The following is a 26,139-nucleotide window of genomic DNA, read 5'->3' as shown; positions in this document are numbered from 1 at the left end:
TCAGCGTCCCGAAGCCCGGTAGCTGTGCTTCAGAAGCGAATATATAGCGATCGGATTGGTCAACAGGTAACGTTTGCCAAGGCGTCTCGGCTCAAGCATCGCCCTGTAGAGCCATTCCAGCCCCATATCCTGCATCCATTGCGGCGCGCGGCTGTTCTTGCCGGCGAGAAAATCGAACAGGCCACCGCAGGTCTTGACCACGGCAACGCCGGAAAGCCTGTCCAGATTGCGCGAAACGAAACGTTGCTCCAGCGGAATACCGAAGCCGACCCAGAGAATATCGGTCTGCGCTGCCACGACATCGGCAAGGATCGCCTCTTCTTCGTCCCGGTTGAAATAACCGTTGCGCCGCCCGGAAAAGACCAGACGCGGATAAAGCCTCTGCATTTCCTCGACTGCGGCGCGGTTGACCTCTTCGGAGCCACCGAGGAAATAAAACCGCGCACCCGTCTCTTCGGCCCGGCGGGCAACCGCATGAACGAGATCCGTCGTCGCAACGCGTTCGCGCAGTGCATTCGGACAGAACTTGCGGGAAAAGATTACCAGTGACATGCCGTCGGCATGAATCTGGTCCGCCTGCCGTAGCATGGCGTCAAATTCCCTGTCGTGATGGCAAAGCGCAATGACCTGACCGTTCGCCGAGGTCGAATAGAACGGCCTTGCGCCGGTAGCGCGCACACGCCCCGCCCGCAGGATGAAATCCTCCGCCGTTTCTTCAATCGTCGCGTCAGTGATGGGTAAAGCCGCAAGCGGAATGACGGGCCAGGTCTTGTTCGGCCCTTTCGCATCCGGCATTTCGCTCCCTGTCATAATCTGTCCGGTGTCCAAGATAGGCGTCGTTTCATTGTTATAGTCACACATATGCTTAGAGTATAAGGCTTCAAACACTACGAAGAACTATCATTAATATTTTTATAAACCCTTCGCTTGAAGCCGACAATTTACACGCCCACAGGTTGAGACCACTCTTTCCGCCTATTCCGGTTTGCCGGCCGATGGGTTAAGGAACCGCGAACCCACACCACAGAAAAGGTCAAGGCCATGGAAACCATCTCGATCGACAACCGCGGCGATTTCGGCCTCTGGGCAATAGAACGGGCAAAGGAAATCGTCGCCAACGAAGCGTCCGATCTCGCCATTTCCGTCCGCGACGGCGACGAGGCCGGCATTCGCGATGCGGGCAATGCACTGGGTGCCGCCATCGCCGCTGCCCTGCTCGAAGTTTATGACGGTCTGACGTCGGAAGAATAACCGCAACGGGTCGGCCCCATCAGGCGTAACGCGCAGCACTTTCATCGTGATCGTTGCGGCGCAGATAACCCCAGAGCCCGAGCGCCCCGGCAATGCCGAGACCAAGGAATAGACCGCCTGCGCCACCGGCAATCAGGAAGGTCAGCTTGCCCGGCGGCCAGCTTCTGGAATTCGGCGCGACGGGCTGCGAAATCACCCGCACATTGGTGGAATCGATCGACTGCTGTTCGGCAAGCTGGCGCGAGCGGGTAAGATAGGTCTCGTAGATCGCGGCGGCCGAATTGGCGTCGCGCTCCAGATCCCTGAGCCGCACCTGCGCCTCGTTATCGGTGAAGACGTTGGCCCGTTCCGCCACCGCTTTCAATCTGAGGGCATCAAGCGAAGAGCGGGCCTCGGCGACATTGGTCTTGGCCGCCTGCAGGATGCGCCGCGCTTCATCCGCCATGCCGCGTTCCAGCATGGCGCGCTCCGCCCCCGCGGTTGCCAGGCGCGGATGCCGCGCGCCATAGGTCAGCGTCATCGCGCCGATCTGCTGCTGCAGGGTGCTATATTGCGCGCGGATGGTGTTCATCGTCTGGCTGTCGAAGATGGCGTCGCTCTGCGTGCGGTTCTGGGCAATCGCCGCTTCCATCTGCTTCAGGCGTGATTCTTCCTGAATGACGCGCTGCTGTGCCGCCAGAACCTGCGCATTCAGTTCGCCAGAGGCGAGATTGCTGACCAGCTGGCCGTTGTTTTCCTGCAATCCGTTCTCACGACGGAAATCCGCCACCCGCTTTTCGGCAGCCGTCACGTTTTCGCGCATCTCCTCGAGCCGTTTCTTGAGATCGTCGACAACACGCTGGCTGCTGTCGGAGGTCGTCTGGAACAGCTCGCTTTCAAAGGCTTTGACGATGGCCTTGGAAACCGTCACGGATTTTTCCGCGTCGTTGGTCCAGACCGAAAGCGTCACCACGAAGGAGCGCGGATCGCGTTCCGCCGCCACCCGGTCGCCGAGGGAACGGAGCGCCCCGACCCGGTTGTCGCCATCTTCCGGCTTCGACGAAAACATCGCCTTCAGCCGGGCAAGCGGCGGCGGATTGATGAATTCGGCATCCTGATCGAGCTTCAGCTCATCCACCACCCGCGCCAGCACGTTGCGCGAGGTGATGGTGCGCAGCTTGCTTTCCACTTCGAGTATCTGGGTGTCGCGCTGCTGGCTCGGCGAAAACACGCCGTCATTGACGACGTTGAGATTGGAGGGATTAACGACGATATCCGTATAGGCGGTGTAACGCGGCGGCGTCATGGAAGCGTAGGTCAGTGCGGCGCCGACGCAGAGAATGATCGCCAGCACGATCCAGACAATGCCGTTACGCAGCCAGATGAGGATATCGTCCACACCGATCCTGTCGATGTATTTCAGGCCCGGCAGCGCGGCCGCCAGACTACCGGTCGGCGAGGATGGTTTGACGGGCTTTTCGGCCGGGGGCGGCTCGGCGGCGGCGACCGGTTTCGGCTCCAGATGCTCTTTCAGCACCGTGCGTTCGAAAACCTCGTCCTCATCCACCAGATCGTCCAGCAGGGAACCGTGGGGCCTGGCGGCGGGCGCCGTTTTTTCATCAAGCGGACGTGCCTGCTTATGTCCCGCCTTTTGAAGCCTGTACATCAGCCAATCCAACTCGAATGAACCACAAAAAGGCCGGCAACAGATGGTTTCCACCGTCGCCACAGCCGCTATAGACGGACAAGTTTAAATATGACGGGTGAATTTTAGGTTACCCGCTTCATCCCCGCAATCATCGCCCATTCAGGGCCGCCATGAAAGAGATGATTGACGTGAATGGATCAATACGGTTCTTTCAGCCGTTATATTTTTATATTATCCATTTGAACCTCAAAGATTTTATCGAAACGGAGTTTGGCATGAGCCTGAAATTTGGAACGAGCGGCCTTCGCGGCCTCTCTGTCGATCTGAAAGGAAAAGCCTCGGCCGTCTATGCCACGGCATTTGCAAGGCACCTTCTCACATCGGGCCAGGCAAAGGCGGGCGATCCCATTCTCGTGGCCCGCGACTTCCGGGATTCGAGCCCCGATGTTTCGGCAACCTGCATCGCCGCGCTGAAAAAGGCCGGTCTCACACCGCTCGATTGCGGCACCGTGCCGACACCCGCCCTGGCGCTTTACGGTCTGTCGCTGAAGGCAGGCGCGTTGATGATTACCGGTTCGCATATTCCGGCCGACCGCAACGGCATCAAATTCTATCGCCCGGACGGCGAAATCGACAAGCAGGATGAAACGGCAATCGCCGCCCTTGCAGCCGAAATCGAAGCCGAAGGTATGAGCGACGAGGCCGCGACGACGGAAGACCATTCCGCAATCGCAGCCGAACTGTTTTACGAACGCAACATCGCGCTGCTGCCGGAAAAGGCGTTGTCGGGCCTCAAGATCGGCGTTTACCAGCACAGCACCGTGGCGCGCGATCTCTTCGTCGACGTTCTCGCCCATTATGGCGCCGACGTCGTGGCGCTCGGCCGCTCGGAGAGCTTCATTCCTGTTGATACCGAGGCGGTCTCGCCGGAAACACTTACGCTTCTCAAGAAGTGGGCGCCGGAACATGGTCTCGACGCCATCGTTTCCGCTGACGGTGACGGCGATCGCCCGCTGCTTGCCGATGAAAACGGCGTGCCGCTGCGCGGCGACCTGATCGGGCTCATCACCGCCAATTTCCTCGATGCCGGTGTGGTCGTCACCCCCGTCACCTCCAATTCCGGCATTGAAGCGAGCGGTTCCTTCGAGGTCGTTCGCACCAGGGTCGGCTCGCCTTTCGTCATCGCAGGTATGGCAGAGGCGCTTGCCGCCGGCAGAAACGGCGTCATGGGCTTCGAGGCCAATGGCGGCCTGCTCACGGCTTCAGCCTTCACCCTCAACGGCAGGGCAGTCTCGCCGCTGCCGACGCGTGACAGCTTTCTGCCGGTTCTCGCCGTGCTGCTTCTGTCGGCCGAACAGAAAAAGCCGCTGTCGGAGATCGCCGCCGCCTACAATCTGCCGGTCGCCGCCGCCGACCGTCTGGAGAATTTCGCCCAGGAAAAAAGCGCCGCCCTGATGACGCATCTGCGCGCTTCGCGCGACAATCTCGAGGCTTTCCTCGCCCCGGTCGGCAAGGTGAAGACGCTGAGCGACATCGACGGCCTGCGCGTGGCGCTCACCGACGGCAGCACCATCCACTTCCGCCCTTCCGGCAACGCGCCCGAAATGCGCTGCTACGTCGAAGCCGCCAATCAGGGCGAAGCCGAAACACTTCTGAACAAGGGGCTCGATCTCATCCGCAATTTTGGATGAGTGGATGGCGCATGCGGGATGATATAAGCTGAACGCATGAAGAGAACGGACGCGATCAGAAAACTCAAGCGGCACGCCCATGCGGTCAAAAGCATGGGCGCAACGTCGCTCTATATTTTTGGATCGACGGCCCGCGATGAAGCCCTTGGTTCAAGCGATCTGGACATCTTTATCGATTATGATCCGAGCCGCCGTTTCTCATTGCTCGATCTCGTCGGTATCAAGCAGTTTCTGGAAGAAGAGCTGGCGGTGGAAGTGGACGTGACGACACGCAACAGCCTCCACCCGCTGCTCCGGAATGACATCGAGCGATCCGCAGTACGGATATTTTGATGATCAGACGCAGGGTCGGGCCAGTTCTCTCTGAAATTCTGGAGGCCATAAACGGCATTGAGACCCACACTGCAGGCCTGTCACTTGCTGATTTTCAGCAAAATTGGCTCCTCAAGCTTGCTGTACAGCGCGCCTTGGAGATCGTTTCCGAGGCATCACGGCACATACCGGAGGAATTGCTGGACCTCGCGCCGGACATCCCATGAAAACAGATTCGCGGGATCGGCAATATTCTCCGCCATGAATACCACAAGATCGCGGACGATGTGGTTTGGGCCGTGGTGACAGAACATATCGCGCCACTCAAAATCGCCGTTCAGGCTATTCAACGATACGTCGGGCCCGAAAACTGAGGGGTCGATCAGCACAATGTCGCAAATGTCGCATCCCACCTTTCCTTGTTGCTCTTCCCGCTTGAGAAAGCGATAAGGACCGCAGGGCCAGACGAGGCGGATGATGAGCGGCGAGACCACTACCCTTTATGAAGCGATCGGCGGCGATGCGACCGTCAAGGCCCTGACCCGGCGCTTTTATGAATTGATGGACACCCTGCCGGAGGCGGCGCATTGCCGTGCCATCCACCCTGCCGATCTTTCCGGCAGTGAGGCGAAGTTTTACGATTATCTGACGGGATATCTTGGCGGACCGCCCGTCTATGTCGAGAAACACGGCCACCCGATGTTGCGCCGCCGCCATTTCGTCGCGCCCATCGGCCCTGCCGAGCGCGATGAATGGCTGCTCTGCTTCCGCCGCTCCATGGACGAGACCATCGAGAACCCCAAGCTGCGCGAGATCATCTGGGCGCCGGTGGAGCGGCTGGCTTTTCATATGCAGAATCAGGAAGCGGAAAACCCATGACCCACGACAGATTGCGCGCCTTCATTCTTTTGCTCGGCGGCCTTCTGGGTGCCGCCGGCGTCATGCTTGCTGCCGCCGCCACGCATACGGGCGAGACCTATATGCTGGGCAATGCCTCGGCCATGGCGCTGGCGCATGCCCCGGTGCTGGTGGCGCTCCATATCGGTGCGGACCGTATCAGGACCGCCATTCCGGCCGGCCTGATCCTGGGGTTGGGCACCGCGATCTTTGTCGGTGATCTCGTCGTCAGGCATTTTTCCGGCCACAGCCTGTTTCCCTTCGCCGCACCCACGGGTGGCCTTGGCATGATCGCCGGATGGCTCGTGCTCTGCGCCGGGGCATTTTTGAAGCCGAAAGGCTGATCGGCCTTAACGACGCCTCCAGCGAAACGACAGGATGTTGCGGCCGCCTTCAGCCGCTTCGCCGAGGGCGAAGGAAGGCGTTTCGCCGGGTTGGCGGGTGCGCAGATGGGGAAAGGTCACCACATTGCTGTCGGCGGCCGCCGCGCGGTTGCGCCGCTCCCGTTCGCCGACGATTTCATACATATCCGTCAGGGCCGGATCTGCGCCCTGTTCGGCCATCTTGTGCAGTTCCACGCGGCAGGCTTCTGCTGCCGCGGGCTCATCATCATGGAAATTATTGCGCTCGTCGCTCATCGCTGGAGGTCCGTTCATTCATGGTCTGCAGCGCCCGCTCCAGACTGGATTTGCTGCCATTGCGCAGCGGAATGAACGTCTTGCCGAATTTCTTGCAACCCGACTTCACCCGCAGACACGCATCGTGGCTGATACAGTCGATCGGGCAGAAAACGCAGTCGACGGAAGGAAGCACGGTATCGATGCGCGACACCGCTTCACGCAGGCCGCCATCGTGATGGATCAGTTCGGCGCCGAAATTGCTGGCGATCTGGCGAAGATGGGCAACCTGACAGTCACGGCCGCCAACATAAAGAAAGCTCTTCGGTCCGGAAAGCTGCTGTTCGGCCACGTCCTTTTCGTTTTGAGGCGCGCCTTTGCCCTGCTTGCCGCCGCGTTCGGCCTTCTTCTTTTCCTTGCGTGCCATTCCCTCACCTGCCGGTTGATTTTTCATGCCCCGGACATTCGGGATAGCGGCACCATAATAAAGATGAGTTTTAGAGTAAAGTATAAAGGTGATCATTTTCCTCATGTTTTGACACAAAACATCGATCACATATTCGCGAGAACCCGTCCCGCTTAGCCGTTTAGCCGCAATCCACCGATGAAAAGCTGCTCCAGATGCCGGGCCGCATCTTCAAAACGGCCATCGCCGCCGTGCCTGTCACCCAGCACCGCCCGCACCTGCACATCAAAATCCGCATAATGCTGGGTGGTCGACCAGATTGAAAAGATGAGGTGGTAGGGGTCACATTTGGCAATCCGCCCGGCCTTCACCCAGGCACGGATCACCTCGGCCTTTTCATCCACCAGTTGTTTGAGAGGCCCTTTCAGCTCATCTTCGATATGCGGCGCGCCCTGCAGGATTTCATTGGCGAACAGCCGGCTTTCGCGCGGAAAATCCCGCGACATTTCCAGCTTGCGGCGAATATAGGAGCGGATTTCGCTTTCAGGATTACCCTCGGCATCAAAAGCCCTGAGCGGATCAAGCCATGTATCCAGCACCCGCTCGATGAGGGCACGATGCATCGCCTCCTTGGTGCGGAAATAATAAAGCACATTCGGCTTGGACATGCCGGCCGCCTCGGCAATCTGGTCTATGGTGGAACCACGAAAGCCGTTGATGGAAAAGACACTGAGCGCTGCCTCGAGGATAGCTTCCTGCTTTTCCTCCTGAATGCGGGTCCGCTTCTGTGTTTTCGCTGCGCGCGGTATGGCCATTCTCTGCTCTCTGTTTCTTTTCGATGCAATTGCCGCTACAGTATGATTAAAAAATAATCGACGCGTACAGTTTAGGCAAAATTAGTGCGATTCGTCACAAAAGTCCCTTGCTGACGTCATCGCAAATTTGCATTGTTTACCAGCCGGTCAATTTATCCATCATCGCCAGCACAAGGCAATGGCTGTTATCTTAGCCGGCAAAAACGGGAACGGCACAAGCTTTGCTTCGATAAAAACAAAACAGGTGAGGACGACATTTCATGGCGGCGGGTAAGAACTTGACGGTCAATGGCGACCGTCTGTGGGATAGTCTGATGGACATGGCGAAGATCGGCCCCGGTATCGCCGGCGGCAATAATCGCCGCACACTGACGGATGAGGACGGAGAAGGCCGCCATCTGTTCAAGCGCTGGTGCGAGGCGGCGGGCCTGACGCTTGGCGTCGACCGCATGGGCACCATGTTCGCCACCCGCGCCGGTGAGGATCCGGACGCGCTTCCTGTCTATATCGGCAGCCATCTCGACACCCAGCCGACGGGCGGCAAATATGACGGCGTGCTCGGTGTGCTGGCCGGGCTGGAAGTGGTGCGCAGCCTCAACGACCTCAACATCAAAACACGGCACCCCATCGTTGTCACCAACTGGTCGAACGAGGAAGGCGCGCGTTTTGCGCCCGCCATGCTGGCGTCAGGCGTTTTTGCCGGTATCCATGATCTCGATTACGCCTATAGCCGCACCGATACAGACGGCAAGACCTATGGCGACGAGCTGGAACGCATCGGCTGGCTGGGCGATGAAGATGTCGGCGCGCGTAAAATGCACGCCTATTTCGAATATCACATCGAGCAGGGACCCATTCTGGAGGCGCAGGACAAACAGATCGGCGTCGTCACCCATTGCCAGGGCCTGTGGTGGCTGGAAGTGACACTCAACGGCAAGGAAGCCCATACCGGCTCCACCCCGATGGCCATGCGCGTCAATGCCGGCCTTGCCGCCGCCCGCATTCTCGAAAAGGTGCAGGAAGTGGCAATGGCTCACCAGCCGGGCGCTGTCGCCGGCGTCGGCCAGATGATTTTCACCCCCAATTCCCGCAATGTGCTGCCCGGCAAGGTGGTTTTCACCATCGACCTCAGAACGCCTTCGCAGGCGAAACTGGACAGCATGCGCGCCATCTTCGAGCGCGAAGTGCCAGTGATCGCCGAAGAACTCGGCGTCGGCTGCGCGATCGAAGCCATCGGCCATTTCGATCCGGTTACCTTCGACCCCGTGCTGGTGGGCCGGGTACGCGCTGCCGCCGAAAAACTCGGCTACAGCCACATGGACATCATCTCCGGCGCCGGCCACGATGCCTGCTGGACCGCAAGGGTCGCCCCCTCCACCATGATCTTCTGCCCCTGTGTGGACGGGCTTTCCCACAATGAAGCAGAAGAGATTTCGCCCGAATGGGCAAAAGCCGGTTGCGACGTGCTGCTGCATGCGGTGCTGGAGACGGCGGAGATCGTGGAATGATCGTACCCACGAGGCCAAGCCCCCTCATCCGGCCCTTCGGGCCACCTTCTCCCCGGCGGGGAGAAGAAACCCGTGTCAAGCCCCTCACCCCGACCATCGATGTCACAGAAATATGCGACGGTTCCTCCCTATTCTTCTCCCCGCCGGGGAGAAGGTGGCCCGAAGGGCCGGATGAGGGGGCAAGGGTCATGGCAGACCACACCGGTAAAAAAGCAGCAAAACGCCACTCCGGCAAAACTGCACAAGCCCGAAAACTCCGCCGCGACGAGACCGACGCCGAATACCGCCTCTGGTACGAACTGAAGGACCGGCGGTTGAACGGTTTCAAATTCGGCCGACAAGTCCCTCTTGGCCCTTACATCGCCGATTTCGTCTGCCGCGAACAAATGCTGGTTGTCGAGCTTGACGGATCACAGCACGCCTCTTCCATGCATGACCGGCAAAGAACGCTCTGGCTCAACAATCACGGCTATGCGGTTCTACGGTTCTGGAACCACGAAATCTTCGAAGAGCTTTCCTTTACGCTCAACACCATCCTCGCCGTGCTGAACACTAAGACTTTCCCGCCTGATCATCCCGACCGCTATTCGCCAGCCCTCGCCACCGGGAACACAGTTCAATGACCGCCACCATCATCAAGAACGGCACCATCGTTACCGCCGACCTCACCTACAAGGCCGATGTAAAAATCGAAGGTGGCAAAATCACCGAGATCGGGCTTGATCTCACCGGCGGCACCATCCTCGATGCTACCGGATGTTACGTCATGCCCGGCGGCATCGATCCGCATGTGCATCTGGAAATGCCGTTCATGGGCACCTATTCCGCCGATGATTTCGAGAGCGGCACGCGGGCGGCACTGGCCGGCGGAACAACCATGGTGGTGGATTTTTGCCTGCCGGAGCCCGGCCAACCGCTTCTCGACGCCCTGCAGCGCTGGGACAACAAGGCGACGCGGGCCAATTGCGACTATTCCTTCCACATGGCCGTTACCTGGTGGGGCGAGCAGGTCTTCAACGACATGAAGACAGTGGTTCTGGAAAAGGGCATCAACTCCTTCAAGCACTTCATGGCCTATAAGGGCGCACTGATGGTGAATGACGACGAGATGTTCGCCTCTTTCTCGCGCTGCGCCGAACTGGGCGCCCTTCCCTTCGTGCATGCGGAAAACGGCGATATCGTCGCGCAGATGCAGGAGAAGCTGATGGCGGAAGGCAATACCGGGCCGGAAGCGCATGCCTATTCCCGCCCGCCCTCGGTGGAAGGCGAGGCCACCAACCGCGCCATCATCATCGCCGATATGGCCGGCGCGCCGCTTTACGTCGTCCACACCTCCTGCGAGCAGGCGCATGAAGCGATCCGCCGCGCCCGCCAAAACGGCATGCGGGTTTATGGCGAGCCACTGATCCAGCACCTGACCCTCGATGAAAGCGAATATGCCAATCCCGACTGGGATCACGCCGCCCGCCGGGTCATGTCGCCGCCCTTCCGCAACCACCAGCATCAGGACAGTCTCTGGGCGGGTCTCGCCTCCGGGTCGCTGCAATGTGTGGCGACCGACCATTGCGCCTTCACCACCGAACAGAAACGCTTCGGGCTGGGTGATTTCCGCAAGATACCAAACGGCACCGGCGGGCTCGAAGATCGCATGCCGCTGCTCTGGACCCATGGTGTGGTGACTGGACGTCTGACGATGAACGAATTCGTCGCCGTCACCTCCACCAACATCGCCAAGATCCTCAACATCTATCCGAAAAAGGGCGCAATCCTCGTTGGCAGCGATGCCGATATCGTCGTCTGGGATCCGGCACTGAAAAAGACCATCAGCGCGGCGAGCCAGCAATCGGCCATCGACTACAATGTCTTTGAGGGACAAAAGATCAGGGGGCTGCCGCGCTTCACCCTGTCGCGCGGTCTCGTCAGCATCGAGGAGGGCAGCATCGAAACCCAGCCGGGCCACGGCCAGTTTATCGCCCGCGATCCCTACCCCGCCGTCAGCCGGGCGCTTTCCACCTGGAAGGAACTCGTTTCGCCGCGCCGGGTGGAACGCAGCGGCATTCCGGCATCGGGTGTGTAACCAATGAGCACTGTAGCAAAACGTGAAATCATCATCGCCGCTGCCGTTCTTTTAAACGAGCGGCGGCAAATGCTGGTGGTGCGCAAGCGCGGCACCACGCAATTCATGCAACCGGGCGGAAAGATCGACCCCGGGGAAACGCCGGAACAGGCCCTGCGCCGCGAACTTGCCGAGGAAATCGGCCTGACCTTGCCAGACCATGCCGCTCATTATGAGGGTGTCTTTCGCGAGGAAGCCGCCAATGAGCCAGGGGCCGATGTCGTTGCCCATGCTTTTACAGCCAGACTTAATACCGAGGTTCTGCCGCAGGCGGAAATCGAGGAAGTGCGCTGGCTCGATCTCGACGCCACGCCCGATCTGCCGATCGCCAGACTCACCGAAACCCGCATGCTGCCATTGGCGCGCGCGGCCCTGACGGAAAGCGAAACCAAGCCACGATGAATCCGGCCTCCCCCTATTCCGTCGTTTCCGCCAGAAATCTCGGCCTCACCTTCGAAACGGGGGATGGGCCGGTACATGCCCTGTCCAATGTCGATCTCGAAGTCGGCAAGGGTGAATTCGTCTCCTTCATCGGCCCTTCCGGCTGCGGCAAGACCACCTTTCTGAGGGTCATTGCCGATCTCGAAAAACACACGTCGGGCGATATCACCGTCAACGGCACGACGCCGGAAAACGCCCGGCGAGACCGATCCTACGGTTATGTCTTTCAGGCCGCAGCACTTTATCCCTGGCGCAGCATCGAAAAGAACATCGCTTTGCCGCTCGAAATCATGGGTTACACCAAAGCCCAGCAGCGCGAACGCATCGACCGCACGATGGACCTCGTCAACCTCAACGGCTTCGGCAAGAAATACCCCTGGCAACTCTCGGGCGGCATGCAGCAGCGCGCCTCCATCGCCCGCGCACTCGCCTTCGATGCCGACCTGCTGCTGATGGACGAGCCCTTCGGCGCGCTGGACGAAATTGTCCGCGATCATCTGAACGAACAGCTGCTGAAACTCTGGGATACGACCGGCAAGACCATCTGCTTCGTCACCCATTCCATTCCGGAAGCGGTTTATCTCTCGACGAAAATCGTCGTCATGTCGCCGCGGCCGGGGAGAGTGACGGATGTGATCACATCCACCTTGCCTCGGGAAAGGCCGCTGGAAATTCGCGAGACACCGGAGTTTCTGGCGATTGCGCATCGCGTGCGTGAGGGGTTGAAGGCGGGGCATAGCTATGAGGGGTGATGCTGGAAAAGACGCCGTTGCGGCAAGTGCTACCCCCCTCTGTCCTGCCGGACATCTCCCCCACAAGGAGGGAGATCGGCAAGGAGCGCTACAAATGTTCTTTCCACGGGCGTTGAGATGGCCGCGACCATGCCACGAGTCGATCTCCCCCCTTGAGGGGGAGATGCCCGGCAGGGCAGAGGGGGGTAAACCGCGCCCTCGGAGCAAACGTAACCCTCATCAACCGGGGGTCAACCAATGACCCTCCTCCGCCACCGCATCCTGCCCATCCTCACCGTCCTCCTCGCCATCCTCATCGTCTGGCACCTCGCCGTCATCTACCTCAACATGCCCTTCGCCCGCGATCAGGCCACCCGCGCCGGCCAGACGCCGAGCTTCTCGCAACTCCTGCCGCAAACCTTCGCGCAGGAGCGCCCGGTCCTCCCCGCCCCGCACCAGATTGCCGCCGAACTCTGGGACACCACCGTCAACAAGGCCATTACCTCCAAGCGCAGCCTCGTCTATCACGCCGGCGTCACGCTCTCGGCCACACTGCTCGGTTTCGCCATCGGCGCTGCGCTCGGCATCCTGCTGGCCGTCGCCATCATCCACAATCGCGCCATGGACCGCTCCGTCATGCCGTGGATCATCGCCAGCCAGACGATCCCCATCCTCGCCGTTGCGCCGATGATCATCGTCGTGCTGAATTCCATCGGCATTTCCGGGTTGCTGCCGAAGGCGCTGATCTCCACCTACCTGTCCTTCTTCCCCATCGTCGTCGGCATGGTGAAGGGGCTGAGAAGTCCCGAAACCATCCAGCTGGACCTGATGCACACCTATAATGCCTCGCCTGCGCAAATCTTCTGGAAGCTGCGCTGGCCCGCTGCACTGCCTTATCTCTTCACCTCGCTGAAGATCGCCATTGCCATTGCGCTGGTCGGCGCCATCGTCGGTGAATTGCCCACGGGAGCCGTCGCCGGTCTCGGCGCGCGGCTGCTTTCCGGCTCCTATTATGGCCAGACGGTGCAGATATGGGCGGCGCTGTTCATGGCCGCCGGTGTCGCAGCGCTTCTGGTGTCCATTATCGGCATCGCCCACGCCGCGGTCCTGAAACGAATGGGAGCAAGGCCATGACCCATCCCGACTGGTTTATCGGCGCGATCCTGTTCTGGCTTGCCGCCTGGGCCTTCAACGAATGGCTGGTGCGCCGCCGCTTCGTTTCCCCCTCGGCAAAGCGCATCAGCGGCATCGCCGTGCCGCTCCTCTTCGGATTGGCCATCCTCGTCTTGTGGGAAGGTCTGGTGCGTGGTTTTTCCGTACCGCCCATCCTGCTGCCGGCCCCCAGCGCCATTCTTGCCCGCCTTGCCGGCTCCCTGCCGATCCTCTGGGCGGATTTCCGCCAGACTTTCCTCAAATCGGTGCTGACAGGTTACGTGCTCGGCTGCGGCCTCGGTTTCCTCGTCGCCATCCTCATTGATCGCTCGCCCTTCCTTCAACGCGGGCTGCTGCCCATCGGCAATTTCGTCTCCGCTCTGCCTGTCGTCGGCATCGCTCCCATCATGGTCATGTGGTTCGGTTTCGACTGGCAGTCGAAGGTCGCCGTTGTCGTCATCATGACCTTCTTTCCGATGCTGGTGAACACGGTGCAGGGGCTTGCCGCTTCCAGCCACATGGAACGCGACCTTATGCGCACCTATGCCGCCGGCTGGTGGCAGACACTGGTGAAGCTGCGCCTGCCCGCCGCCTGGCCCTTCATCTTCAACGCCCTGAAAATCAACTCCACGCTGGCGCTAATCGGCGCCATCGTCGCGGAGTTCTTTGGCACGCCCATCGTCGGCATGGGTTTCCGCATCTCGGCGGAAATGGGCCGCAGCAATGTCGATATGGTCTGGGCCGAAATCGCGGTCGCCGCGCTCGCAGGCTCCGGCTTTTACGGTCTGGTGGCGCTCGCGGAGCGGGCCGTCACCTTCTGGCATCCGTCCGTCCGTGGGGGACGAACGTAAATAACGAAAAAGGGAACAGCGATGAAAATGAAACTTGCATCCATGCTTCTTGCCGGCGCGTCAGTGGTGACGGCATTCAGTGCGCAGGCCGCCGACAAGATTACCCTGCAGTTGAAATGGGTGACCCAGGCACAATTCGCCGGTTATTACGTTGCCAAGGACAAGGGTTTTTATGAAGCCGAAGGCCTTGATGTCGATATCAAGCCGGGCGGCCCGGACATTGCGCCCGCACAGGTTCTGGCCGGTGGCGGCGCTGACGTGATCGTCGACTGGCTGCCATCCGCACTCGCCACCCGTGAAAAGGGCGTGCCGCTGGTCAACATCGCCCAGCCATTCAAATCGTCGGGCATGATGCTCACCTGCCTGAAAGAAACCGGCGTCACCAAGCCCGACGACTTCAAGGGCAAGACGCTCGGCGTCTGGTTCTTCGGCAATGAATATCCGTTCCTGTCGTGGATGGCGCACCTGAAAATCCCGACCACCGGCGGTGCGGATGGCGTCACGGTTCTGAAACAGGGTTTCAACGTCGATCCGCTGCTGCAGAAACAGGCCGCCTGCATTTCCACCATGACTTATAATGAGTACGGACAGGTCCTCGATGCCGGCATCAAGCCGGAAGACCTCGTCACCTTCAAATATGAAGACGAAGGCGTGGCGACGCTGGAAGACGGGCTTTACGTTCTCGAAGACAAGCTGAAAGACGCCAAGTTCAAGGAAGACATGGTCAAATTCGTCCGTGCCTCCATGAAGGGCTGGAAATGGGCGGAAGAAAACCCTGACGATGCCGCAGATATCGTCCTCGAAAACGACGCCTCCGGCGCCCAGACCGAAAAGCACCAGAAGCGCATGATGGGTGAAGTCGCCAAGCTGACTGCCGGCTCGAAAGGCGCGCTCGACAAGGCGGATTACGAACGCACCGTCAAGACGCTGCTCGGCGGCGGGTCCGATCCGGTCATTACCAGGGAACCCTCCGGCGCCTATACCACCGAAATCACCGATGCGGCGCTGAAATAGTCTGAGGCGGGAAGATAAGATCGCGCGGCGATGACCGCGCGATTTTGTTGAATGACAACCTCTCCTCCGTCATCCTCTTCGCCTCCGTCATCCTCGGGCTTGACCCGAGGATCTACCGACGTTTTGATTGTGATGATGTGCCTGGATCCTCGGGTCAAGCCCGAGGATGACGGTGTATCGGGCGTTCTCAGAATTCCAGACCGCCTCACGCAGTGGTAACCCATCTGACGAATTACAACATCTACCGCTATACAAAAATGTATACCAACCATCGTGGCTATGCGGATTGATTTGCACGACAACAACAATTAGAGTCCCGCCCACAAGACTGCCAGATTTGATCTTGTAGAAAAAGCACAAGGGCAAGGTGCTTGAGATTCGCGTTGAGGGGCGTTTGAATCGGGAGGATCGAAAAGGAAGTATTGTGATCCCTTGTTTCACATTCGCTATCGCATGACCTATTGAAACACGCCTCACGGCTGCAGGACATGCGATCGGATATTGCGCGAGCCAAGACACATGCAGCATAAATTTACCTTCAACCGCTTTGTTTTCCTCCTTCTTTCCGCAACGGCACTGCCCTTTTCGGCTGCCGCCGAAGGCGAAGCGCAGGCACCGGCCAAGCAGCAGAACCTGCCCTCCATCATCGTGGCGCACGCCGCGAAACGCGATCTCGTGGACCGCATCATCGCGACAGGCACAATCCGCCCCGTGGACGAAATCTACGTCCAGCCGCTGGTTGACGGCCTGTCGATCGACACGCTGAATGCCGATATCGGCGACCGGGTGGAGGCCAATGCGGTTCTGGCCGTGCTGTCCTCTGACAGCCTTGTGCTGCAAAAGAGCCAGCTTGAGGCCAACAAGGCCAAGGCCGAAGCCTCCGTCACCCAGTCGAAAGCGCAGGTGCTGGAAGCACAGGCCAATCTCAACGATGCCCTACGCCAGCGTGACCGCGCCGCCAAGCTCGGCCAGAGCGGCTCCGGTTCGGTTTCGGAGACGGAAAAGACCGAAGCCGCCGCGCAAGTGGCGCAGGCCCGGCTGGAGGCAGCAAGACAGGCGGTGTCCGCCGGCGAGGCTGACATCAAGGTCGTCGCCGCGCAGATCGACGATATCGATCTGAAACTGACCCGCACCGGCGTGAAAACTCCTGTCGCCGGCATCGTCTCCGCCAAGAACGCGAAGGTCGGGGCCATTGCCAGCGGCGCCGGAAATCCGCTTTTCACCGTCATCAAGGATGGCGCGATCGAACTCGTCGCTGATCTCTCGGAAACCGATATCCAGAAGGTCAAGGCCGGTCAGAAAACCTATTTGACGGTTGCCGGCGGAGCCCAGAAAATAGAGGGCAAGGTGCGCCTCGTGTCGCCGACCGTCGATCCGACGACGCGCCTCGGTTCCGTACACGTGGTGCTGCCGGAAAACAGCCCGGCACGCTCAGGCATGTATGCCAGCGCCGAGATCATCGTCGAAGAGACGAACGCGCTTGCCCTGCCGCTATCGGCCGTTACCTCCGGACGCGAAGGCTCCACCACCCGCAGGGTGGAAGGCGATGTCGTCAAGCAGGTGAAGATCGAGACCGGCATAGAAGACAGCGGTTTCATCGAAATTGTCAGCGGCCTTACCGCTGGAGACAAGGTTGTCGAGAAAGCTGGAGCATTCGTGCGTGATGGTGACCGGATCCGACCGGTCGAAGCCCAGACGGCTGCGTCCAACTGACTGAGGGAATGAAATGAACTTCTCCGCATGGTCAATCCGTAACCCGATTGCGCCGCTTCTCGGCTTCGCGCTTTTGATGATCCTCGGCATGCAGGCCTTCAAGACCCTGCCGATCACCCGTTTTCCGAATATCGACGTTCCTGTCGTTGCCGTCACCGTGACCCAGAGCGGCGCTTCGCCCTCCGAGCTGGAAATGCAGGTGACGAAGGAAATCGAAGACGCTGTCGCCGCCATCAGTGGCGTCGATGAAATCCAGTCCACCGTGGTCGACGGCCAGTCGACGACAACGGTCGTCTTCCGCATCGAAAAGCCGACGGAAGAGGCCGTTCAGGACACGAAGGACGCCATCGACAAGATCCGCAGCGATCTGCCGGCCGATATCGAAGTGCCTGTGGTCAGCAAGATCGACGTCGAAGGCCAGGCGATCCAGACCTTTGCCGTCTCTTCGCCGAACATGACGCTCGAAGAACTGTCCTGGTTCGTCGACGACACGATCAAGCGCTCGCTGCAGGGCCAGTCCGGCATCGGCAAGGTCGACCGTTACGGTGGTGCGGACCGCGAAGTGCGTGTTTCGCTCAGCCCCGAAAAACTCGATGCCTATGGCATTACCGCGAGCGAGGTGAACAGCCAGCTGCGCGGCACCAACATCGATCTCGGTTCCGGCCGCGGCCAGATCGGCGGCAATGAGCAGACGATCCGCACGCTCGGCGACACGCGCGACGTGACGCAGCTTGCCAACACCACCATCGCGCTCTCCAACGGCCGCTTCGTCAAGCTTTCCGAGCTGGGTACGGTGGCCGACACCTATCAGGAGCAGAAATCCTTCTCGCGGTTTAACGGCAATCCCGCCGTCACCTTCGCGGTGTTCCGCTCCAAGGGCGCAAGCGAAGTCTCGGTTGCCGAAACCGTGGCGGAAAGCCTCGAAAAGGTCCGCAAGGATCATCCGGAAGTCTCGATCCAGATGGTCGACGACGCCGTCTATTTCACCTATGGCAACTACAAGGCGGCGCTTGATACGCTGATCGAGGGCGCCATCCTCGCCATCATCGTCGTCCTGCTCTTCCTCCGGAACTGGCGCGCAACCCTGATTGCCGCCGTGGCGCTGCCGCTTTCCGCGATCCCGACCTTCTGGATCATGGACATCATGGGCTTCTCGCTCAACCTCGTCAGCTTCCTCGCGCTGACGCTCGCCACGGGTATTCTCGTGGACGACGCCATCGTGGAAATCGAGAACATCGCCCGCCATATCAAGATGGGCAAGACGCCCTATCGGGCAGCACTTGAAGCCGCCGACGAAATCGGTCTCGCCGTCATCGCCACCAGCTTCACCATCATTGCCGTCTTCGTGCCTGTCTCGTTCATGCCCGGCATTCCCGGTCAGTACTTCATCCAGTTCGGCTTGACGGTTGCCTTCTCGGTGTTCTTCTCACTGGCGGTGGCCCGCCTCATCACACCGCTGATGGCGGCCTATCTGATGCGCGCCGAAGACGCGATGGATGACCATCACGACAATGACGGCCGGCTGATGAAGGCCTATACGCGCATGGTTTCCGCCACCACCCGCAAGTGGTGGGCGCGGTACCTCACGCTCATCGGCGCCATCGGCTTCCTCGTTGCCTCCGTCATTCTTCTCGCCGGTGTTCCGGGCAGCTTCCTGCCGCCGGACGACGCCTCGCGTGTGACGCTTTCGGTGGAACTGCCGCCCAATGCCACACTGGATGAAACCGACCGGACGACGACCGAGATCTTCCATGCCATCCGTGACATCAACGGCGTGGAAAGCGTCTTCATTCTCGGCGGCGCTTCGCCCAAGGGCGATCTGGAACTTCGCCGCGCCACCGTCAACGTCATCCTCCAGCATATCGACCACTCGCTGCTGAAGGTGCTGGTCAACAAGGGTCTGGGCTCCATTCCGCTCATCGGCCAATATCTTCCGAAGGTGGAAGAAAAGGGCCGCACACGTCCGCAATGGGATGTGGAACGGGATATCTTCGCCAAGGTCCGCACCATCCCGGATGTCCGCATCATCAAGCTGAACGACCGTGCGGAACGCGAACTGAGCTTCAACTTCCTGTCGTCGAACGAGAAGGACCTGAACGACGCCGTCGGCATTCTCGAAAGCCGCCTGCGCGCCTCGCCCATCCTTGCCAATGTCAGCTCGGAAGGCGCCTTGCCGCGTCCGGAACTGCAGATCCGCCCGCGCAAGGATGAAATCGCCCGCCTCGGCATCACGCCGCAGCAGATTTCGCAGACGGTTCGCGTCGCCACCATCGGCGATATCGACGCCCAGCTGACGAAGATCTCGCTGGATGACCGGCAGATTCCGATCCGCGTGCAGGCATCCATCGATACCCGCCGCGATCTTGCCACCATCCGCGCCCTGAAGATCAAGACCGCATCCGGGTCGCTGGTGCCGCTCTACAGCGTCGCCGATATCGACTATTCGGAAGGTCCGAGCTCGATCAAGCGCAATGACCGCAACCGCGTCGTCTCAATCGGCTCCGACGTGCCATTCGGCACGGCGCTCGATACCTCGACGGCCGAATTCAAGCGGATCGTCGAGGAAACCAAGCTGCCGGCAAGCGTGCGCCTGGCGGAAAGCGGCGACGCCAAGGTGCAGGGCGAAATGCAGCAGGGCTTCGTCAACGCCATGGTGCTTGGCCTGCTCCTGGTGCTGGTGGTGCTCATCCTGCTGTTCAAGGATGTCATCCAGCCCTTCACCATCCTGTTCTCGCTGCCGCTCGCCATCGGCGGCGTGGCCGTCGCGCTCATCATCACCCAGAACGCGCTGTCCATGCCGGTTCTCATCGGTATCCTGATGCTGATGGGCATCGTGACGAAGAACGCCATCCTTCTGGTAGACTTCGCCATCGAAATGCGCCGTCATGGCATGGAACGGGTCCACGCCATGATCGAGGCCGGCCGCAAGCGCGCCCGCCCGATCATCATGACCTCCATCGCCATGTCGGCAGGCATGTTGCCTTCGGCACTCGGCGTCGGCGAAGGCGGCTCGTTCCGCGCGCCGATGGCAATCGCGGTCATCGGTGGCATCATCGTCTCGACCGTGCTGTCGCTGATCGTGGTTCCGGCCTTCTTCCTGATCATGGACGACCTGTCGCGCCTGCTCGCCCACCTCTTCGGCCGTTTCGTCGGCAAGAAGGAAGAGGAGGAAGAGGCTCTCTCCAACGAGAAACTCTCGGAGATCGCCCGCGAAAACAGCCTGGCGCTCTCCTCGCTGGAGGCCCGGGTCGCCGGCATGGAAAAGGGCTCGGGAGACAAATCCAGCGACAAGGGCAGCAATATCTTGCGGCTGCCGCCGCTTGCTGCGGAGTGAAGCTCGCAGAATGAAGATTGAAACGCCGGGCCTTGTGCCCGGCGTTTTTATTTTGCGCAATACGTCGCCACACGTTTCTTCTCCCCGCCGGGGAGAAGAAACATGCGGCACCCACCCGCTTCATATTTCCCCTGCGCTTTGAAGCATGCATGGCCTCGTCACATTCCAGCTTCCCCAAATATGACAGCGTCAAACCCCGTTTGATCGAAATCAATTCGCTTTTCAGGTGAACTGCTAATCTCCCTCGCATCGGGAATTGCCGGTCGAAGGATAATGCGATGAGTTCTTTGCAGATAGGCGTGAGAGAGACGGAACATCCCCGGTTTCGTATCGCTGCGGACAGCCCGGCAAAAGGTTTGAGCGGGAGCCGGATGGACGTGAACAAGACCGTGAAGCTGAGCAACAGGGACAGGAACATTCTGCTGCGCGCGCCCTTGATCGGGATAGCGGATGACGCAGTGGCGTTGAAACTGATGGAGGCAGCGACCATCATCAATGTCAACGCCCGCCATGTGCTCTTCAAGGAAGGCGAAGCGGCGCAGCATTTTTATTGCGTTCTGTCGGGTTATGTCCGCCTTTACCGGCTGGACAGGCATGGGCGCGAAGCGGATGTGCGCGTCAGCGGTCCGGGCGATACGTTCAACGAATGCCTGATTTTCGGCAGCGACACCTATCGCTACAGCGCGCAGGCGGCGGAAAGCTGCACGGTGGCGCGTTTCGAGCTCGCGAGAATCCGCACGTTGATCGATCAGGAGCCGGCAATCGCCAAGGCCGTCATGCGCTGCCTTTCCAACAGCCTGCTCGGCACCATGGATTGCATCGCCAACGACCGGCTGCAGACCGCGCCACAGCGCGTCGCCCATTATCTCATCAATCAGGGCCCGCGCGACGCAACATCCTTTTCGCTGCGGCTGCCGTTCCAGAAAAGCCTGCTTGCCGGCAAGCTCGGTCTTGCGCCGGAAGCCCTGTCGCGCGCCTTCTCGGCGCTGAAAAAATCAGGCGTCACCGTGCGTGGCCGCATCGTGCAGGTCAATGACGTTGCCGCATTGAAGCAGATCTGAAGATAGCGGGAGAGGAAGAAAGGCGGGATGCCAGCCGGTAACCCGCCTTTCGCCGTTCCGGAAAGGTCAGATCAACCCGGCTGCGGCACGAAGCGGAAGCCATCGCCCTGCCGTTCAATATGAAAAAAGCCGCCAAGATGGCCGCCGGATACCAGCCAGCCGTGATCGGCCGCCTCTGCCAACGCCGCAAGACGGGTGGCATAGGCAAGTTCGGAATCGATATCGTAAACGAAAGCGATTTCAGGATCGTCTGCCTGCAATCCGCTGACATGCAGCACATCACCCCACAATAACAGCCGGTTATCGCCGCTGCCGATGAGATAGCCGGCATGCCCCGGCGTGTGGCCGGGCATGGCGATCGCCTCGATGTCGTCGGCAATCATGCCCATGGGGATCGGCCGCAGCATGGAGCCGCAAATGTCGAGCAGCCGGGCGGCGAGATCGAAACCGCCCTGCCGGGCAGGCGGCAGGCTCTTGCGGACATCCGCACTGGTGAAAAAGCCAAGATCGGCCTCCGGCACCCATATTTCCGCATTGGGAAAATAGGGCTTGTCACCATCAATGAGACCCAACGCATGGTCGCCGTGAATGTGGGTGAGGATGACACGCCTTACATCGGCCGGCTGAATACCGGCGGCAATCATAGCCGCACGGGCATGGCCATAGGCGGCACCCCAGGCCGTGCCGCAACCGGCATCGACCAGCCAGATGCCATCAGGCCCGGAGAGCGCGAAACAATTGACGTCCACATCCACCGTCTCGCCTTCAAGCCCGGCGAGAACCACGGCCAGCGCCGTCTCGCCCTGCCGATGGATGAGATGGCCGACCGGCGCCTTGTAAACGCCATCGACAAAACGAGACACGGCATAGGGGCCAAAATGAAGAGGCGTATTCATGGCTCAGAGACCACCCTGCTCTTTCAGGAAACCGACGATACGCTCCACCCCATCGCCCCGCTTCATGTCGGTGAAGACGAAGGGCATGGCATTGCGCATGCGGGTTGCATCATTGTCCATGACCGTCAGATCGGCCCCGACATAAGGCGCGAGGTCCTTCTTGTTGATGACCAGCAGGTCGGAGCGGGTGATGCCCGGCCCACCCTTGCGCGGGATTTCCTCGCCCTGGCAGACGGAAATCACATAGATGGTGATATCGGCAAGATCGGGCGAAAAGGTCGCTGCGAGATTGTCGCCACCGGATTCGATGAAGACGACATCCAGATCGGGAAAGCGCGCATTCAGCCCGGCAATCGCCTGCAGATTGATCGTCGCATCCTCGCGGATCGCGGTATGCGGGCAACCACCCGTCTCCACGCCGACAATCCGTTCCGATGGCAGCGCCTGCATGCGCACCAGCGCCTCGGCATCTTCCTTGGTGTAGATATCATTGGTAACGACGGCAACGGAATAATCAGCGCTCATCGCCTTGCAGAGCTTTTCCGTCAGCGCCGTCTTGCCCGAACCAACCGGCCCGCCAATGCCGACGCGCAGCGGGCCATTGCCCGATTTCATGCCCGATTTCACGACTGTGTTTCCTTCACTATGCTTTGGTTCTGTCTCACCATATCTCCTCCGCTTTTCGCTTCAAGATATGCAAGGATCGTGCCGCCTGTTTCTTCTCCCCGCCGGGGAGAAGGTGGCCCGAAGGGTCGGATGAGGGGGCAACGTTGCAGGATTTCGGAGAGCTTGCCCCCTCATCCCGCTGCCGCGACCTTCTCCCCCTCGGGGAGAAGAAACAAGTGGCATGTGCCCGCTCCATCAAACCCGTAACTTTCAGGAACGGAAAAGCCGCGTGCCCTGCACCTCGTGGCGCATCGCCGCCGTATCGGCAAGGATCGTGGCGCTGCCGAGATCATCGAGCGTGGATTGCACGGCCCGTGCCGCCATCTCCGCAATCACCGCCTCGCTTGCGGCCAGAATGGCGACGCCATCCTTCTGGCCTGCGACGCCGAGGCGGATGCCGGCCGAAACCATTTGCGAGACGCCGGCATGTGCGAAAGCGGCAAGCGTTTCCTTGAGCGGCACCCCATGCGCGGCGGCCACGGCCCCGACGGCGACAGGATATGGACATTCCTCCGGCAACAGTTCCAGAACCACATGCGGCCATGCGCCTGCGGCAGCAACGAACGCATCCCCCAGAAGCACCGTTTCACGATATCGCTCCGCCGAGCCGGCCAGCGCCCGCGCCAGATTGGCTGTTTCATTCAGGGCGGCGGCATCACTGCCCCTGTGCCAGCCTTCCGCCAGAAACACCGCATCGTTCCACAGGCTGCCGTGGCGCAAAAGCGTTTCCACCCAGCCGCCCAGTTCAGCGGCATCGCGCACACGCCGGTCCTCAACCACCTTTTCCAGTCCGCCGGAATAGGAAAAACCGCCAACCGGAAAGGCCGGCGACAGCCAGGCCATCAGCCGCAGCAGCGCGGCAACGCCTCGGTCGTCGTTCACGGATCAGCCGTGATCGTGATGGTGGTGATCATGGCCGTGCCCGTGACCATGGGAATGGCCGCCATGGGCGTGATAGGCACCGCGGGCCGGCTGGAAAGGTTCTTCCACCTCGCGCACCGCGGCGCCGAGACCTTCAAGCATGGCGCGGATGACGTGGTCACGCAGGATGAGAATGCGCTCCTCCTCGATCTGCGCCGAAAGATGCCGGTTACCCAGATGCCAGGCAAGCTCGATCAGGTGAAGTCGATCCTTCGGCGTGATTTCAAACAGCTTTTCAGCCGCGGCCCGAACCTCGATCAGATCGCCGTTTTCCACCACCAGAAGATCGCCATGGGCAAACAGCACGGCTTCCTTCAGATCAAGCATCACCATCTCGTCATTTTGCAGATGCAGCAGCTTGCGGCGCAGATGCCGCTGGTCATGCGCCAGCGTGACATAACCGGAAGGCTCGTCGCCAGGGGTTCCGGCGGGGTGGTAAGAGGTGACACGCAGCATGGGATGATCCGTTCGAAAACTGTCTTGGGGTTTCGATTTTTGCCGGATAGGCGGGGGGATTTCAAGGCGTGTTTTCAGGGCACATGGCCACAAGAATGACAAAGCCCGGCATCACAGCCGGGCCAGGTGCAAACCTTTCTCCACTTTCGACGTCATCCTCGGGCTTGACCCGAGGATCCACCCGTCAGACGCTTATGGATCCTCGCCTCAAGGGCGAGGATGACGGAGGAGAGGTTTTCGCCTCCTGTCGGCACCCGAAGACACGGCATCGGTGCCGAGCCTTCGCAAAAACCAAAATCAGGCCGCAGCGCGGCTTTTCAGGTTTTCCAGAATATTCTGCGGCGAGGAAACGCCGTAAGGGTCGGATTCGCAATTATCCTGATAACCCTCTTCCTCGAACCACTGCTCCACCAGACCGTCATTGATGACGGCGGCGTAACGCCAGGAACGCATGCCGAAACCGAGATTGTCCTTGGCGACCAGCATGCCCATCTTGCGGGTGAACTCGCCCGAACCATCCGGAATGACCTTGACGTTTTCGAGGTTCTGGCCCTTGGCCCAGGCATTCATGACGAAGGCATCGTTGACCGACAGGCAATAGATCTCATCGACGCCGAGCGCGCGGAATTCACCCGCCAGCTTTTCGAAATCGGGAAGCTGGAAGGTCGAGCAGGTCGGCGTAAAGGCGCCTGGCAGCGAAAACAGAACGACCTTCTTGCCCTTGAAATAATCGTCGGAGGTCATGTCCTGCCAGCGGAACGGGTTGGGGCCGCCAACGGCCTCGTCGCGAACGCGCGTGCGGAAGGTTACGGCGGGCACTTTTTTGCCGAGCATGTCTTTTCTCCTGATCAGGTGTTTTACGCGGATCGCTTGGGATCAATCCGCGCGGAATTCTTTTGCCGTTTCCATAGCGCAAGATGCGCTGCGGTGCAGCATAAAAATCGGATTTAAGTCATCGAATGTACGAAATGCCGCATCGGCGAGGGATCAATTGTGGAGATCGACCGACCAGCGCAGCAGCGGCGGCAAGGGCGTCCACCAGCCGGTTCGAATACCGGCCTCGCGCAACATGGCGGCCGACCACGTGTTGCAGCCGGCCAGCGCATTAAACCAGCCATTCGCCTCGAAAAACGCGTCCGTCAGACCATAGGCGGCGCCGGGGACAAGCTGGACCTTGCCGTCATTTCTGACAAAACTTGCCCTGATACCCGCGAGAAGACGCTGATAACCCTCTTCAGAAATGCGAAGCCGTTTCACTCCGGCCATGTCGGCGGGAAAGTCTCCCGTCACGTCCACATGCACCACCGACCGGTCCAGCGTAAACGAGCGCAGCACCGGCATCGGTTTCAGATCGGCCCAGGTGGGCGTCTCTATATAAAACGACCGTCCACCCCAGCCAAACACCAGATAGGCAGCGGCGGGATGATTGACCGCTATCCCATCCTCCTGCAATTCGGAGAACACCCGCCGCAGATCATCATCCACCGGCAGCGCAATGTCCGTATGGATCGGGTTGGACAAGAGCAGGATTTCACGATCCCTCAAGCCGCTTGCATCATCGGCGAAAAAGGGACGCGGCACCAAAGTGCCGAGCACCAGAAGCAGCACGATCAGCAGCACGCCGCCGCCGATCCATCTGAGGACAGTTCTCAACACAACGCCC

The 26,139-nt window shown here is 60.1% G+C and carries 26 protein-coding genes and 2 pseudogenes; 17 read left to right on the top strand and 11 right to left on the bottom strand.

The features are described 5' to 3' along the window. A complete protein-coding gene (uppL, locus tag M0412_RS01065) occupies positions 1-795 on the bottom strand; it encodes a polysaccharide biosynthesis UDP-hexose transferase UppL (RefSeq protein WP_269702234.1) in 795 nt (264 codons plus the stop codon). Between the two features lie 246 nt (positions 796-1,041). Between uppL and M0412_RS01060 the strand changes: the two genes are divergently transcribed. Beyond that, positions 1,042-1,251 (top strand): hypothetical protein, encoded by a 210-nt coding sequence (locus M0412_RS01060; protein WP_161991256.1) that lies wholly within the window; start codon positions 1,042-1,044, stop codon positions 1,249-1,251. A gap of 19 nt (positions 1,252-1,270) precedes the next feature. On the opposite strand, the gene uppM is transcribed toward M0412_RS01060, so the two are convergent. After that, on the bottom strand, positions 1,271-2,896 hold the full coding sequence (gene uppM / locus M0412_RS01055; RefSeq protein ID WP_269701894.1) for a polysaccharide biosynthesis protein UppM: 1,626 nt from the start codon (positions 2,894-2,896) through the stop codon (positions 1,271-1,273). Positions 2,897-3,153: 257 nt separating this feature from the next. On the opposite strand from uppM, the gene uppO reads away from it, so the two are divergent. The 5 genes and pseudogenes from uppO to M0412_RS01030 all read left to right on the top strand — a co-directional run bounded on the left by uppO (position 3,154) and on the right by M0412_RS01030 (position 6,122). Further along, the gene (gene uppO / locus M0412_RS01050) at positions 3,154-4,569 is read left to right on the top strand and encodes a polysaccharide biosynthesis phosphomannomutase UppO (protein WP_269701892.1); all 1,416 of its coding nucleotides are present in this window, start codon (positions 3,154-3,156) and stop codon (positions 4,567-4,569) included. Between the two features lie 36 nt (positions 4,570-4,605). After that, positions 4,606-4,902, top strand: coding sequence for a nucleotidyltransferase family protein (locus M0412_RS01045; RefSeq protein ID WP_142840487.1), 297 nt, complete (start codon positions 4,606-4,608; stop codon positions 4,900-4,902). Then, positions 4,902-5,255, top strand: a pseudogene (locus M0412_RS01040) (DUF86 domain-containing protein). The gene M0412_RS01045 and the pseudogene M0412_RS01040 overlap by 1 nt, the downstream one beginning before the upstream one ends. Before the next feature lie 103 nt (positions 5,256-5,358). Beyond that, a complete protein-coding gene (locus M0412_RS01035; protein WP_269701889.1) occupies positions 5,359-5,760 on the top strand; it encodes a group II truncated hemoglobin in 402 nt (133 codons plus the stop codon). After that, complete coding sequence (locus tag M0412_RS01030) at positions 5,757-6,122, top strand: DUF423 domain-containing protein (protein ID WP_269701888.1); 366 nt, start codon at positions 5,757-5,759, stop codon at positions 6,120-6,122. The genes M0412_RS01035 and M0412_RS01030 overlap by 4 nt, the downstream gene beginning before the upstream one ends. Before the next feature lie 6 nt (positions 6,123-6,128). Here M0412_RS01030 and M0412_RS01025 read toward each other — a convergent pair whose 3' ends face one another. From M0412_RS01025 to rutR, 3 genes and pseudogenes are all read right to left on the bottom strand, one after another. Next, positions 6,129-6,416, bottom strand: a complete 288-nt coding sequence (locus tag M0412_RS01025; RefSeq protein ID WP_269701886.1) for a hypothetical protein — start codon at positions 6,414-6,416, stop codon at positions 6,129-6,131. Next, a pseudogene (locus M0412_RS01020) lies at positions 6,397-6,720 on the bottom strand (DUF2325 domain-containing protein); the annotation flags it as partial. The pseudogene M0412_RS01020 and the gene M0412_RS01025, both read right to left, overlap by 20 nt. Before the next feature lie 254 nt (positions 6,721-6,974). Beyond that, entirely contained in the window at positions 6,975-7,616 is a 642-nt protein-coding gene (gene rutR, locus M0412_RS01015) for an HTH-type transcriptional regulator RutR (RefSeq protein WP_142840491.1), read from the bottom strand. A 260-nt stretch (positions 7,617-7,876) separates the two neighbouring features. Here rutR and M0412_RS01010 point away from each other — a divergent pair, with 260 nt between their 5' ends. The 11 genes from M0412_RS01010 to M0412_RS00960 all read left to right on the top strand — a co-directional run bounded on the left by M0412_RS01010 (position 7,877) and on the right by M0412_RS00960 (position 21,537). After that, entirely contained in the window at positions 7,877-9,124 is a 1,248-nt protein-coding gene (locus M0412_RS01010) for a Zn-dependent hydrolase (protein ID WP_269701883.1), read from the top strand. A gap of 188 nt (positions 9,125-9,312) precedes the next feature. Beyond that, complete coding sequence (locus M0412_RS01005) at positions 9,313-9,747, top strand: endonuclease domain-containing protein (RefSeq protein ID WP_269701881.1); 435 nt, start codon at positions 9,313-9,315, stop codon at positions 9,745-9,747. Continuing rightward, the gene (hydA, locus tag M0412_RS01000; RefSeq protein WP_269701879.1) at positions 9,744-11,201 is read left to right on the top strand and encodes a dihydropyrimidinase; all 1,458 of its coding nucleotides are present in this window, start codon (positions 9,744-9,746) and stop codon (positions 11,199-11,201) included. Before M0412_RS01005 ends, hydA begins: the two co-directional genes overlap by 4 nt. A 3-nt stretch (positions 11,202-11,204) precedes the next feature. Further along, the gene (locus M0412_RS00995; protein ID WP_269701877.1) at positions 11,205-11,642 is read left to right on the top strand and encodes an NUDIX domain-containing protein; all 438 of its coding nucleotides are present in this window, start codon (positions 11,205-11,207) and stop codon (positions 11,640-11,642) included. Continuing rightward, positions 11,639-12,433: an ABC transporter ATP-binding protein gene (locus M0412_RS00990; protein WP_269701875.1), complete on the top strand. Its 795-nt coding sequence runs from the start codon at positions 11,639-11,641 to the stop codon at positions 12,431-12,433. The genes M0412_RS00995 and M0412_RS00990 overlap by 4 nt, the downstream gene beginning before the upstream one ends. Positions 12,434-12,670: 237 nt before the next feature. Beyond that, positions 12,671-13,546 (top strand): ABC transporter permease, encoded by an 876-nt coding sequence (locus M0412_RS00985; protein ID WP_269701873.1) that lies wholly within the window; start codon positions 12,671-12,673, stop codon positions 13,544-13,546. Next, positions 13,543-14,415, top strand: coding sequence for an ABC transporter permease (locus M0412_RS00980; protein ID WP_269701871.1), 873 nt, complete (start codon positions 13,543-13,545; stop codon positions 14,413-14,415). Before M0412_RS00985 ends, M0412_RS00980 begins: the two co-directional genes overlap by 4 nt. Before the next feature lie 21 nt (positions 14,416-14,436). Further along, positions 14,437-15,429 carry an ABC transporter substrate-binding protein gene (locus tag M0412_RS00975; RefSeq protein ID WP_269701869.1) on the top strand — a complete coding sequence of 331 codons (993 nt, stop codon included), beginning with the start codon at positions 14,437-14,439 and terminating at the stop codon, positions 15,427-15,429. A 519-nt stretch (positions 15,430-15,948) separates the two neighbouring features. Further along, positions 15,949-17,142 carry an efflux RND transporter periplasmic adaptor subunit gene (locus M0412_RS00970; RefSeq protein ID WP_269701867.1) on the top strand — a complete coding sequence of 398 codons (1,194 nt, stop codon included), beginning with the start codon at positions 15,949-15,951 and terminating at the stop codon, positions 17,140-17,142. A gap of 13 nt (positions 17,143-17,155) precedes the next feature. Continuing rightward, positions 17,156-20,476 carry an efflux RND transporter permease subunit gene (locus M0412_RS00965; protein WP_142840500.1) on the top strand — a complete coding sequence of 1,107 codons (3,321 nt, stop codon included), beginning with the start codon at positions 17,156-17,158 and terminating at the stop codon, positions 20,474-20,476. 371 nt (positions 20,477-20,847) lie between these two features. After that, positions 20,848-21,537 (top strand): Crp/Fnr family transcriptional regulator, encoded by a 690-nt coding sequence (locus M0412_RS00960; RefSeq protein ID WP_142840501.1) that lies wholly within the window; start codon positions 20,848-20,850, stop codon positions 21,535-21,537. A 71-nt stretch (positions 21,538-21,608) separates the two neighbouring features. Here M0412_RS00960 and M0412_RS00955 read toward each other — a convergent pair whose 3' ends face one another. The 6 genes from M0412_RS00955 to M0412_RS00930 all read right to left on the bottom strand — a co-directional run bounded on the left by M0412_RS00955 (position 21,609) and on the right by M0412_RS00930 (position 26,132). Next, a complete protein-coding gene (locus M0412_RS00955) occupies positions 21,609-22,433 on the bottom strand; it encodes an MBL fold metallo-hydrolase (protein WP_269701865.1) in 825 nt (274 codons plus the stop codon). Positions 22,434-22,436: 3 nt separating this feature from the next. Continuing rightward, a complete protein-coding gene (ureG, locus tag M0412_RS00950; RefSeq protein WP_065114033.1) occupies positions 22,437-23,048 on the bottom strand; it encodes an urease accessory protein UreG in 612 nt (203 codons plus the stop codon). Positions 23,049-23,309: 261 nt separating this feature from the next. Continuing rightward, positions 23,310-23,981: an urease accessory protein UreF gene (locus M0412_RS00945; RefSeq protein ID WP_269701863.1), complete on the bottom strand. Its 672-nt coding sequence runs from the start codon at positions 23,979-23,981 to the stop codon at positions 23,310-23,312. A gap of 3 nt (positions 23,982-23,984) precedes the next feature. Beyond that, positions 23,985-24,476 (bottom strand): urease accessory protein UreE, encoded by a 492-nt coding sequence (ureE, locus tag M0412_RS00940; protein WP_269701861.1) that lies wholly within the window; start codon positions 24,474-24,476, stop codon positions 23,985-23,987. A 297-nt stretch (positions 24,477-24,773) separates the two neighbouring features. After that, a complete protein-coding gene (locus tag M0412_RS00935; protein WP_153516515.1) occupies positions 24,774-25,310 on the bottom strand; it encodes a peroxiredoxin in 537 nt (178 codons plus the stop codon). 153 nt (positions 25,311-25,463) lie between these two features. Next, positions 25,464-26,132 carry a TIGR02117 family protein gene (locus tag M0412_RS00930; protein ID WP_269701857.1) on the bottom strand — a complete coding sequence of 223 codons (669 nt, stop codon included), beginning with the start codon at positions 26,130-26,132 and terminating at the stop codon, positions 25,464-25,466. Positions 26,133-26,139: the final 7 nt, after the last annotated feature.

This window comes from Agrobacterium sp. O3.4, from assembly GCF_041414895.1.
Taxonomy (GTDB): Bacteria; Pseudomonadota; Alphaproteobacteria; order Rhizobiales; family Rhizobiaceae; genus Agrobacterium; species Agrobacterium cucumeris.
This window is presented reverse-complemented; position numbering and strand designations above follow the sequence as displayed.

Coding starts and splice junctions, on each gene's coding strand:
- M0412_RS00995 (WP_269701877.1), top strand. CDS start 11,205: ATGAGCACTGTAGCAAAACGTGAAATCATCATCGCCGCTGCCGTTCTT.
- M0412_RS01060 (WP_161991256.1), top strand. CDS start 1,042: ATGGAAACCATCTCGATCGACAACCGCGGCGATTTCGGCCTCTGGGCA.
- hydA (WP_269701879.1), top strand. CDS start 9,744: ATGACCGCCACCATCATCAAGAACGGCACCATCGTTACCGCCGACCTC.
- M0412_RS00990 (WP_269701875.1), top strand. CDS start 11,639: ATGAATCCGGCCTCCCCCTATTCCGTCGTTTCCGCCAGAAATCTCGGC.
- uppL (WP_269702234.1), bottom strand. CDS start 795: ATGCCGGATGCGAAAGGGCCGAACAAGACCTGGCCCGTCATTCCGCTT.
- M0412_RS00935 (WP_153516515.1), bottom strand. CDS start 25,310: ATGCTCGGCAAAAAAGTGCCCGCCGTAACCTTCCGCACGCGCGTTCGC.
- M0412_RS00965 (WP_142840500.1), top strand. CDS start 17,156: ATGAACTTCTCCGCATGGTCAATCCGTAACCCGATTGCGCCGCTTCTC.
- M0412_RS00955 (WP_269701865.1), bottom strand. CDS start 22,433: ATGAATACGCCTCTTCATTTTGGCCCCTATGCCGTGTCTCGTTTTGTC.
- uppO (WP_269701892.1), top strand. CDS start 3,154: ATGAGCCTGAAATTTGGAACGAGCGGCCTTCGCGGCCTCTCTGTCGAT.
- M0412_RS01005 (WP_269701881.1), top strand. CDS start 9,313: ATGGCAGACCACACCGGTAAAAAAGCAGCAAAACGCCACTCCGGCAAA.
- ureE (WP_269701861.1), bottom strand. CDS start 24,476: ATGCTGCGTGTCACCTCTTACCACCCCGCCGGAACCCCTGGCGACGAG.
- M0412_RS00960 (WP_142840501.1), top strand. CDS start 20,848: ATGGACGTGAACAAGACCGTGAAGCTGAGCAACAGGGACAGGAACATT.
- uppM (WP_269701894.1), bottom strand. CDS start 2,896: ATGTACAGGCTTCAAAAGGCGGGACATAAGCAGGCACGTCCGCTTGAT.
- M0412_RS01045 (WP_142840487.1), top strand. CDS start 4,606: ATGAAGAGAACGGACGCGATCAGAAAACTCAAGCGGCACGCCCATGCG.
- M0412_RS00980 (WP_269701871.1), top strand. CDS start 13,543: ATGACCCATCCCGACTGGTTTATCGGCGCGATCCTGTTCTGGCTTGCC.
- M0412_RS01030 (WP_269701888.1), top strand. CDS start 5,757: ATGACCCACGACAGATTGCGCGCCTTCATTCTTTTGCTCGGCGGCCTT.
- M0412_RS01010 (WP_269701883.1), top strand. CDS start 7,877: ATGGCGGCGGGTAAGAACTTGACGGTCAATGGCGACCGTCTGTGGGAT.
- ureG (WP_065114033.1), bottom strand. CDS start 23,048: ATGAAATCGGGCAATGGCCCGCTGCGCGTCGGCATTGGCGGGCCGGTT.
- M0412_RS01035 (WP_269701889.1), top strand. CDS start 5,359: ATGAGCGGCGAGACCACTACCCTTTATGAAGCGATCGGCGGCGATGCG.
- M0412_RS01025 (WP_269701886.1), bottom strand. CDS start 6,416: ATGAGCGACGAGCGCAATAATTTCCATGATGATGAGCCCGCGGCAGCA.
- M0412_RS00985 (WP_269701873.1), top strand. CDS start 12,671: ATGACCCTCCTCCGCCACCGCATCCTGCCCATCCTCACCGTCCTCCTC.
- rutR (WP_142840491.1), bottom strand. CDS start 7,616: ATGGCCATACCGCGCGCAGCGAAAACACAGAAGCGGACCCGCATTCAG.
- M0412_RS00975 (WP_269701869.1), top strand. CDS start 14,437: ATGAAAATGAAACTTGCATCCATGCTTCTTGCCGGCGCGTCAGTGGTG.
- M0412_RS00970 (WP_269701867.1), top strand. CDS start 15,949: ATGCAGCATAAATTTACCTTCAACCGCTTTGTTTTCCTCCTTCTTTCC.